This window comes from Agrobacterium sp. CNPSo 2736 (assembly GCF_004005385.1).
Taxonomy (GTDB): Bacteria; Pseudomonadota; Alphaproteobacteria; order Rhizobiales; family Rhizobiaceae; genus Agrobacterium; species Agrobacterium leguminum.
Map to the genome: position 1 here is coordinate 1 of NZ_RZTX01000038.1, position 9,768 is coordinate 9,768.

Annotated in this window: 7 protein-coding genes and 3 pseudogenes; 4 read left to right on the plus strand and 6 right to left on the minus strand. The window is 53.3% G+C overall.

Going from position 1 to position 9,768, the window contains the following annotated elements; all coding sequences use genetic code 11:
- Nucleotides 1-169: pseudogene (locus EM858_RS26575) on the plus strand (IS701 family transposase); the annotation flags it as partial.
- Between the two features lie 871 nt (nucleotides 170-1,040).
- Nucleotides 1,041-2,378, plus strand: a complete 1,338-nt coding sequence (locus EM858_RS26580; RefSeq protein WP_127758531.1) for a hypothetical protein — start codon at nucleotides 1,041-1,043, stop codon at nucleotides 2,376-2,378.
- On the opposite strand, the pseudogene EM858_RS27540 reads toward EM858_RS26580, so the two are convergent.
- From EM858_RS27540 to EM858_RS26605, 6 genes and pseudogenes are all read right to left on the minus strand, one after another.
- Nucleotides 2,373-2,682: pseudogene (locus EM858_RS27540) on the minus strand (IS3 family transposase); the annotation flags it as partial. The gene EM858_RS26580 and the pseudogene EM858_RS27540 overlap by 6 nt on opposite strands.
- A gap of 19 nt (nucleotides 2,683-2,701) precedes the next feature.
- Nucleotides 2,702-3,883, minus strand: a complete 1,182-nt coding sequence (locus tag EM858_RS26585; RefSeq protein WP_127758532.1) for an MFS transporter — start codon at nucleotides 3,881-3,883, stop codon at nucleotides 2,702-2,704.
- 68 nt (nucleotides 3,884-3,951) lie between these two features.
- On the minus strand, nucleotides 3,952-4,827 hold the full coding sequence (locus EM858_RS26590) for an alpha/beta hydrolase (RefSeq protein ID WP_127758533.1): 876 nt from the start codon (nucleotides 4,825-4,827) through the stop codon (nucleotides 3,952-3,954).
- A gap of 348 nt (nucleotides 4,828-5,175) precedes the next feature.
- On the minus strand, nucleotides 5,176-5,679 hold the full coding sequence (locus tag EM858_RS26595; RefSeq protein ID WP_127758534.1) for an aromatic-ring-hydroxylating dioxygenase subunit beta: 504 nt from the start codon (nucleotides 5,677-5,679) through the stop codon (nucleotides 5,176-5,178).
- Between the two features lie 36 nt (nucleotides 5,680-5,715).
- Nucleotides 5,716-7,035 (minus strand): Rieske 2Fe-2S domain-containing protein, encoded by a 1,320-nt coding sequence (locus EM858_RS26600; RefSeq protein WP_127758535.1) that lies wholly within the window; start codon nucleotides 7,033-7,035, stop codon nucleotides 5,716-5,718.
- Nucleotides 7,036-7,200: 165 nt separating this feature from the next.
- Nucleotides 7,201-7,986 carry a dienelactone hydrolase family protein gene (locus EM858_RS26605; RefSeq protein WP_127758536.1) on the minus strand — a complete coding sequence of 262 codons (786 nt, stop codon included), beginning with the start codon at nucleotides 7,984-7,986 and terminating at the stop codon, nucleotides 7,201-7,203.
- Nucleotides 7,987-8,162: 176 nt separating this feature from the next.
- Between EM858_RS26605 and EM858_RS26610 the strand changes: the two genes are divergently transcribed.
- Complete coding sequence (locus EM858_RS26610; RefSeq protein WP_127758537.1) at nucleotides 8,163-8,852, plus strand: TetR/AcrR family transcriptional regulator; 690 nt, start codon at nucleotides 8,163-8,165, stop codon at nucleotides 8,850-8,852.
- Between the two features lie 656 nt (nucleotides 8,853-9,508).
- Nucleotides 9,509-9,768: pseudogene (locus EM858_RS26615) on the plus strand (ABC transporter substrate-binding protein); the annotation flags it as partial.

Consider the following 9,768-nt stretch of genomic DNA (forward strand, 5'->3'; position numbering starts at 1 on the left):
GGCGCATCAACAAATGAAAGAAGAACTCGGCCTCGATCACTTCGAAGGCCGATCATGGCAAGGTCTGCATCGACACGCGCTGATGACAATGATCGCTTATGCCTTCCTGCAACATCAGCGCCTACACCAGGCCAAGCGGGAAAAAAACCAAGAGGCACGGCCCGCCTAAACCGACACTGCCAGCCATCCGACGCGCGGTCATAAACACCCTCCTATCAACGTCAGCCCCAGAACGATGTCCGCACTGCAGAATCCGCTTCAGACCGCCAAAATGCATTCTGCCAAAGTAGTGCTAGGTCCAGGTGACTTGGTGGGCTTGCGACGCTTTAGCATTATCAAGCGAACCTCCGCGGGGGCTCGATCGCGCATAGGAATGCATAGTTCGGGATTATCTAACGCTCAGCCACTGGCAAATATCGCACGCGATCCTCGTGCGCGAACGGCGGGGCAGGAAGCAGCCTTTCCTTGCTATTTTTGACCAATTCGGCGCTGCGGTCTTCTGCGCTTTGGACCGACCTCTGTCCGTAGCTGTTCCAAGGGAAGCATAGGTGTTGATGGCATTCTGCCCTCCCGCAACTACGCTCGAGGGTGCAGGGCGGATGCTCCGCCATCCAACACGGTCTTACCACTTGACCGTCGCATCGCCTCTCGACAACTGGACTCCATGAGAGTTTTCACGACATTCTTCATAACGTAAGGTAGAGAACTGTATGACGAATTTGAAAGAGAATGCCACGAGATATTCGCAAACGACGCCGACAAATACACTCTCCTTAGCTGCAGGTCGCGAACAGAATTTGAGCGTCCGCTTTTCCAGCGCTTGGCTTAAATAAATGCGCGCTGCTGGTCCGTCTAACGGGTCTATGCGAAGGCTGGCTTGAGTCCGCGTGAAATGAACGCATCGCGGGTCGAAAGAATACGAGTAGTACTCACATTATGCGATGCTCTGTAACCCAATATGAGTTCCCTGTTTACTCGCATTTTGGCATCACAGCTCTGTAATTCGACGCTCGAAGCCTCAAACGAAAAAGTGTAGGAAAATGAAAAAATCGTCCTCTCTGCACCAGATCCCAGAGAGCAAAGCCTTCAAATGTGGAGATGTCTTTGTTCTTTTTGGCGAACTTTTCGGACGTGGTTATGCCACAGGGCTGCTTGACGAAGCGCGCAACGCTGGCATGAAAATTGTCGGAATCACGGTCGGACGTCGCGGTGAAGACAATTCTCTGCGGCCGCTGAATGACGAGGAGGTCGCAGCGGCCGAAGAACATCTGGGTGGTAAGGTCATCAACATTCCCCTCATGGCCGGCTTCGATCTCGATGCGCCGGAAGGTGGCCCCACGCCCACGGATCTCTTGGCCAAAATGACCATTGGCAGTTGGGAGAGCGACAAGCTCGACTGGGACTATGTAGCCCAATGTCGTGATATCGCCGCCGAGCGCTTCACGGGCGCACTCACGGAGGTCATGGGCGTTGTAGACGGCATGATTTCCGAGGGACAGAACGTGTTCTTCGCCCACACGATGGCGGGCGGAATACCGAAAGCAAAGGTTTTTCTGGTTCTCGCCAATCGTATCTACAAAGGGACAGGAGCCAGGCACATGTCCTCTCAGGCGCTCATCGATAGTGATTTGGGTAAGCTGATCCTGCAGAATTTCGATGCGGTATCGGCAGACACGTTCGGCCATTTGATCGATTTCAGCTCGGCCATTCGTGAACGCGTCGAAGCATCTGGTGGACAGGTTCGATATATAGCCTATGGCTATCATGGCACCGAAATCCTCATCGATGGCAAATATCGTTGGCAGACCTACACTAACTACACCCAAGGGTACGCCAAGATGCGGCTTGAGGGCATTGCCGAGCGGGCATGGGCGGACGGAATCAAGGCAAGCGTCTACAATTGCCCGGAAATCCGCACGAACTCATCTGATGTGTTCACAGGTATCGAACTGCCACTGATCCCCCTGCTGCTGGCCTTGAAAAAAGAAGGCGGGAAAGAATGGGCACAACAACAGTGGCAGGCGTGCCAGGCTCTGTTGGTCGACGATGTCACCATCAACGACATTATCGAAAAGATCAGCGCCATGCAGGCCAGCGATGTGATGATCCCGTTCTACAATTTCTCGGCATGGCCTATGCCCAACAGTCAGGCTCAGGCCGATCTCACGATCGGGACATCGCACGAAATCGCGCAGATGCATCGTGACAGCAACGCGCTGATCAGTGACCATCTGAGCAAGCTTGTCGTGGAAGCAACCGGACAGTTGATTTTTCGGTCATCCAGCGCGCCCTCTGGACCAATCCAGTGGCTCAACCACGATATCGTTGCTCGCCAACTGAACGCGACACACGACGCCGGGGCCAGCGAGGCCCCGTAGTTTGCGATAATCATGGCAGCAACGATTGCAAAGATTTCCATTAGGCTGCATCTGATGGCAACATAGTTGTCTACCAAGCGCACGTGGTGAATGGTAGAAGTAGAACCCTTAAGCTCCGACTGGGGCAACCAGTTCTGGCAATCGATAGATGTCTTTGATGGCGTTCGCCAGCCTTGTCTTCTCCTGATTACTCAGGAGCGGCAGACATTTTCTAGGAGTTCAAGAGGTTATGCTCGAGTGGCAATAGGCGGACATAGCATTGGAGGGATTAGAGCTGTCGCTCCAGTTCCTCGTGTTCCGACGCTACATCGATTCGGAATTACTTAGGCATACTGGACGAGAGCGCCTTTGCGCAGTCGCATGGCGACAACAGAAAAGCACAGTGCACCGATTACAGCTAACGCTGCAGCCCCAAATCCAACTGCTGAAAAGCCAGCGTATTTTGCGATAGTGCCACCGTAAATCGGCCCGAGCGCGCTGCCAGTCATTGTCATACTGGCGGTAAGCGCATTCATGCGTCCGCTCGGGTCCAGCTTAGCCAACAAGCCGAAAGCGAAGATAATAGTGAACACTGTCGTTGAAGTTATCAATGCGTTCGCTAGAGTGAACACCAAGAAATTAGCTGGATGAGATTGGACGATCGCAAACGCGCCATGAGCCAGCAGTCCGAAGACGACCGTCCAGGTGGCGGCCAAGTGATTTTGAAGGAAACCGGCAGCTATCGGTGACAACAAAGGAATAATCCCGCCGATCATCAGCCCTGTCCCGATTGCTGCAGATTCGAAACCCTCAGCATTACCGATCCGCTCCACGAAGCTGAGGATCGTTGAATTCGCCAGGAACATAGACAAAAGCCCTAGAAAACAAAGAATCAAAATAGCCGTCGGCGTACCAGTGGCACGTTCCGATACCTCTTTCGGGCTGTTGTTCCGCGGGATGCTGGGAAAAGCAAAAAGCGACAAGACCCCGGCGATGAGAATGATCGCACCGGCATTCACGAATACGGCGCCGACACCCATTGTATTCATCATTGGCGGTGTCAGTGCGAAAAATAGAACGGCGAAGATGCAGGGCCCGAGGTTGGCAACAGCAAAAAGCCGATGAGGATTATGGCCAAGACTCATGGTTCCATGAGCCACCGCCAGTGCAACGCCCGCACCGAGGCCGCCGATTAAGTTGAGTGCACCCAGTCTAAGGGCAAGTGAATATCCGCCTCCCAAGTCAGTCTTGAGCATCAGAAAGAAACAAGATGCAGCGATTAGGAAGCCAGTCGTCACTACCGGACGCGCGGGAAGCCGATGGAACAAGAATCCCGCACTGACATTTGCAACAACCATGCCCGCAAGGTAAAGCGTCACAAGCCCGCCTGCTACCTGCGGGTCAAAACTGTAGGTCCGTATAAGACCACCAACCCAAAGCGGTAAAATCACCAAATCGAGCATGCCTGCACCATTGCAAAACAGCAGGACGACTCTTCCCGCTATTGTTTCCGTCGTGGTATTCATTTTTTCCTCCCAGAAAAATAAACCAATGTGTGCGAAAGTAGTTTTTCGCGGGAAGCAACCGGGTCTTCTTAAAGATGGCGTCTGAGGAACCTCACGATGTGCGGCTGGATGATGTGAATCGATCCGCCTGGCTCCTCAAATTTTTCCTCGCTGAACCAGAAGTGAGTTGCCCCTATCACGGGCTGGATACGCACCATAAAGCCGGCCTGACTAAGAGCGCGGGCAAAAGGAATAGTCTGCGTTTGGGGATCAACTACACTGTCTTCCGTGCCATAAGACAGAAAAATGGGCATCTTGTTCGCCGCGTGGCAAACATGGCTCAGTGGTGATGCGTCGAAATACAACAGCCGAAAGTCATAAGGGTTGGCGCCGGAAAAACGCTCCGATCTCCTGTCCTCTGGGTTCGGCGCATACGCGATTTCCTGCTGCCAATGCATGTAGAGATCATACACACCGTAAATGCCGAGAAAAGCCTTTACCTCCGGCGAAATGTCGCCAAAGTTGTTTGCCGGCCTAATGGACTTGAAGTGTGGTTTACTACCCGCCAATGCGGCAAGAGCGCCTAGATGCGCCCCCGCTGAGGCTCCCATCAATGCGATCCGGGCAGGGTCGATGTTCAGCTCCTGCGCAGCGCCTCGCACATACTGAATCGCACTGACAACATCACAGACTGCCTCCGGATACATCTTCGTGGTGCGAGCGGTTCGATATTCGATGACAAAAACAGCAATGCCTGATCTCGCAAGGTGGGCACCCCAATTGCTGAGGCTGCGGCGTTCGGACGCGATCCAGCCGCCTCCTGGTACTGCGACCACAACAGGAAACGGGCCCGCAGCATTTGGTGAGTAAAAATCACCCTTCAGTTCTGTGCCATCCGGGGTTGCATAGACAATCCCTGCCCGTTGACACAGATCCTCTACTTTTTTTGCTTCCCGATTGCCCATTATCACTCCTGCCTTTCTTAAACGGTTTCTTTGCCGAACCTCAACTGTATTCGACGGGCAATTGCGCAAGCCCCAATACCTCAAGGTATTTTGGCAGACGCTGCGAGCCGGAGGTCAACCCACGAAAAACACAGAAATGCCAATGCGATTACCCGAGGTAACGACGTGTGGCACCTCACGTCCGCGCCAACGAAATCATGCCTTGACACGGAGGTGGTGATAAGGCCGCCTTGAAGAGTCACAGAAGATGACGGCGTCAAATTCAGTTTTCGATTCAGGCAACTGGCGATTCAATGTTCTTCAAAACTCTATCTATGGTAGGGTGCATGAGAGCGTTGAAAGACCCCATTATAAGTAGAGCTGAAGAATTGTGTCGTGGACTCCGTCACAGTCGATGAGGTCTACACGCTGCCTGCGGATTTTAATTCCCTCGTCAGTGCCCACGAGCGTGTGCGTGTAGGACCCAGAGTAATATTTCAGAACGTCGCGCCGGAACTGTGTGACGTGGAAGCGAGAATGAACTACCACCTCCTCCTCATCGGGTGGGGGTGCGCCGATCCTTACGTTGCTCACAACGTGGCTGCTGCGCGTAATCGGCTGTTGCCCAGCCGTTCCGAAAGCAAGCAGTCTCTCGCATCGAGCAACCATCATAGGAAAGTCGTCGTACATGAACGATTGCTGAAGCTCGGGATCCGTATCGGTAGGTCGCGCAGGCGCCCAATAAATCGCGTCCGGTGTGAACAAGCTCAGCCACGGTTCATAGTTGCGGTCGTCGATATACGCGACCTGTTGGAACAAAAAATCCTCGGCCTCGCTCCGGCTAACGCGCAGCTTTTGATGTGTCGTTAACATATTGTCAATTCCTCTGCTCGGTTCTCGTGGCGCCTTTCAGGCGATCATGTAATTGCGCCAAGCCTGATACATGTTGCGCATGCAGACTTCGGAGTTACCGGTCTCACCGCGGAGGCTTGTTCCATCCGGGATGTCACGATTGGCTTCGCGATGCAGGCTGATCCACTCCGACCGCGGCCCCTTCAGTCCGGCATGGACGCGGAAATAGGCTTCAAAATCGTCAGCTGCGACGATGTTGGATGGAGAGTTGGCGAGGTTTGCCCCCGTGATCGCGCGGCGCATGAAGCTCTCCGGCGCACCCTTCAAGCGGAAGGCCCAGATCTCCAGCAATGTCTTGTCCACCGAGATCGGACGAATGACGCGCAACTGCTGAAGAGATGGCTGCATGATGATTGTCGGGAACATCAGAACGTTGTGGAAGTTACGACCGAGGATTGCCTTGGTGCCCTCTTCGCCGTGACGAGCAACAAGAGCCGCCCGATACTGCTCTGCATCCGCCCCCTTCAGATCCGGCGCAAAGGCTGCCATGTCAAAGTGACCATTCGGATGAGCCATTAGATCTACCTTGGCCATCTGGTCGGGGTCACCCGCAAGCATCGAGGCAACATCAAGGCCGCCGGGACGAGCCTGACCCTTGAACTTTTCAAGTGTCTGACGTGCTGCTCTGGCCATCTGATGATGGACAAACGAGGTATGCATACCGTCGCTCATGTTATCGACAAAGATCTTCCAGTTGTTGTCCTGGACGGTCCGGTAGCAATCGCCGATGACTTCAACTTCACCGTCGGGCGCGCGATCAACCATGTTGTCCAGGCCTCGCAGACCGACACCCGCCCAGACTTCGAAATCTGGAGCGTCGGCAGACAGCGACGCGAAAATGAAACCTCGGTGGTTCTTGACGCGAGGAAGACGCTTCATCCCGTTTCCAGGATCTTTGGTGTCAAAACCAGACCGATCGTAACCGGAATGCACCGGGACAGACACGAGCGAGCCGTCATTCTCGAAGCGCCATCCATGATACATGCACATGAAACGCTTGGAGTTTCCCGAACGTTCGGGACAGACAAGTGCACCCTTGTGCGGACAACGGTTCTCCACGACATAGACCTGTCCGTTCGTATGACGCGACATGACGACCGGCTGACGCCCGATCTGCGTGGTGAAATAGTCCCCCGGCTGCGGAACCTGGCTTTCATGGCCAACATAGTTCCATGAGCGGCCAAATACCCGATCCATTTCCAGATCAAAGACATGCGGATCAGCAATCACACGGCGGTGAATGCGCGCCGGCTCGACAAGCTTTGCAATGTCGACGTCGACATCACGCTGATTGCGTTGTGAATCATAGATGTTCATTTCTCGGCTCCTGATATCCCTTTGAGAAAATTACGATTGATTATTGTTGAACGACGCGACAAATCAGCCGCGTCGCCCGCATTCCCATGCAGCGACGCAATACTGGTGCCCGCGTAAACGACGGATGTGTTACAGACCGGTTCTTCAGCCTCGGCAGAAGCTGCTTCAGAAAAGCTTGCCGATAATATTCATGGTATGCCCCCAGGACTGCATGGCAGCTCCGGGGTTGTAGTTCTGCCGGTCGGCCTTAACCATGAATGCGTGCCGCGCCCCCTGGTAAACGATGAATTCGCTGCCTGACGCATCGCTGGCAGCCTTGACTGCTGCGAGTTCAGGGGGCGGCGCAAGATCGTCGCTATCGCCATAGTGGAACACGACACGACAGGCAGGCTTATCGTCAGGCTTTAAATACCGGGATACAAAGCTACCGTGGAACGAGACAGCCGCTTCAATATCAAGGCCATCACATGCCGCGCGCCAGGCGTAAGGTCCGCCAAGACAGAAGCCAAGCAGCACGACGTTACCATTGCAATTGGCGTGGTTTTTCAAAGTGGCAATGGCGTATCTGAGGTCACCCATCGATTTGGCGAAGTCAAGACGCATAGCACGGGCAATAGCCCTCTCGGTGTCATGTGGAAGTGCAAGAACCCCCCTGTCTTCAGGGTCGCGCGAAAACAGATTAGGGGCAATTACAACGCAACCATGTATCGCTAGCTCGTCAGACCAATCCTTTAACACCTGATTGAGGCCAAAGATCGTTGAGACCATCAACACCCCGGGACCCCTTCCGCTCTCAACGGCCGTCATATACGCGTCGAAAACACCCTGATCCGTCTCAACCTCAATTTCGGTTCGAGTGATCCCTTGACCAGAAGCGGAAGGGGCAGCACCCTTTAGAGCCCCGTCGACTTCGTGGGTTTCATGGTAAGGGGAATGTAAGTTTTCTGGCATGAATTTCTCTCTCCCTGAATTCTGCGTCCTCCGTATGCCCGCATCAGGCGCCCTTTTGATTTGTTCTCCCTCTCACGCGGATAATTGTGAGTGCGCACATTTCATACGAACGTTTGAACGTTATTCATACGAACGTTTGCTTGTCAAGCTGCTCGTTTCCGGATATTTGCCATTTAATGCAGTTTTCAGGAAAGCTAAGCGCCTTGCCCCGGATCAAGAAACGTCGCCCAGAGTATGATTCAAAGCGTCAGCTTTTCGATGTGGCCGTCCGCCTTTTTGCGGAAAGGGGGCTCGACGCTGTTTCTGTCCGCGACATCACCAGCGCAGCCGGCGTGAACTTGGGAGCAGTCAACTATCATTTCGGATCCAAGGACACTCTGATCCACGAGATTTACGCAGAATTGCTCGGGTCCTTGCAGAGTAGAAGACTCGCGCGTTTGGACAAAGTAGAGGCAGAGGCAGGTGGCGGGCGTCTTGACCTTGAAAGTGTTTTACGAGCTCTTATAGAGCCAACTGTCCAGGAAGGATTGAAATCGGAAGGTTCGTTAAACTTCCTGCCGCGACTGATGTTTCAGGCCTACGCGGTTTCCCGACCGTTTCTTGATGACAGGCTGGCAGAAGAAAATGACCGCACAGCCCTCCGGTTCCTCGACGCTCTGTCCCGGTCGGTTCCCGAAGTGCCATATGAGCGAATCTGCTTGCGTTACTATGCCATTATCGGGGGACTTCTCCAATTGATTACCGACGCGCAAGGCGCGCGTCGCATCGAACGCCTTTCGCAAGGTCGGTGCAGTGGGGCTAATCCAAATCTGATCACCGAAGAACTGGTGGCGTTATACAAGGGTGGGTTCTCAGCAACGCAATGAGATCAGCATAACACAGCTTTTCTAAAGGAGCGCCCAATGCGGGAATGTAGCTATATTGGTCTATATCCCCGTTTGATAATTTGGCATCTTTTGGCTTCAGGAGATATGGGTTTCTGGTCCGTTCTTTGGGTTCTTTTTGAGTAAACTAATGCGAATTGTTCCGATCGCCGAGCTGGTTGCAAAAAGACAGAAATCATAATATTATCAATTCTTTATATAGACATTGTGCGCCTTGGGTTGCGCAATTGCTATTTCGCGATCAAACGAATACTGGTCCGTCTGGCACACATTACGTTGCTTCTGTATCGTGTTTTCCCGATGCCATTGTGCGTCCAATTTGGCCGCAGTGAGGGCGGACTTTCGATGGCGGCCTGGCTGGCTCGTCGTCGCGTTCTTTGGGCGAAAGCTCGCTTGCGAGAACGCGGAATCGAGCGTGGACGCAACAATAGCTTCAAAATCTTGCACGCTCAAGACGGGCAGACCAGTGTTCAGGCTTCACGCCTTATCGACAGCGAAAAACTTTTGCATTCAGCGTCTGAAAATTAGGATAAAAGACGCCGATAATCTACTAAAACTATATATTTTATATTTTATCTAGCTAGGGACGCAGCCACGAAGGTGAGAGCCATTTTTTCAAAAATGATTAGGAAACGGAAATGACATCGGAAATCTTTTCACTCACACGCCGCGTATTTCTAGGGATTATAGGTGCTGCGCCATTGGCGGTGGCTTTAACTGCAGGAGCGCAAAGCGATGAACCTGTGCGAGGTGGAACACTCACCGTCAATGTTGGCGCAGAATACCCGGTCATCGCATCGGTCGCGAACACCTCAGGTTTTGCCTATTACGTGAGTTCGAAGGTTCTCGAGGGGTTGCTGACTTACGACTTCGATCTCAATCCGCTTCCGGAACTGGC

Excerpts from the sequence above, each read along its gene's own strand:
- EM858_RS26580 (WP_127758531.1), top strand. The coding sequence starts at position 1,041 with ATGAAAAAATCGTCCTCTCTGCACCAGATCCCAGAGAGCAAAGCCTTC.
- EM858_RS26585 (WP_127758532.1), bottom strand. The coding sequence starts at position 3,883 with ATGAATACCACGACGGAAACAATAGCGGGAAGAGTCGTCCTGCTGTTT.
- EM858_RS26590 (WP_127758533.1), bottom strand. The coding sequence starts at position 4,827 with ATGGGCAATCGGGAAGCAAAAAAAGTAGAGGATCTGTGTCAACGGGCA.
- EM858_RS26595 (WP_127758534.1), bottom strand. The coding sequence starts at position 5,679 with ATGTTAACGACACATCAAAAGCTGCGCGTTAGCCGGAGCGAGGCCGAG.
- EM858_RS26600 (WP_127758535.1), bottom strand. The coding sequence starts at position 7,035 with ATGAACATCTATGATTCACAACGCAATCAGCGTGATGTCGACGTCGAC.
- EM858_RS26605 (WP_127758536.1), bottom strand. The coding sequence starts at position 7,986 with ATGCCAGAAAACTTACATTCCCCTTACCATGAAACCCACGAAGTCGAC.
- EM858_RS26610 (WP_127758537.1), top strand. The coding sequence starts at position 8,163 with ATGCAGTTTTCAGGAAAGCTAAGCGCCTTGCCCCGGATCAAGAAACGT.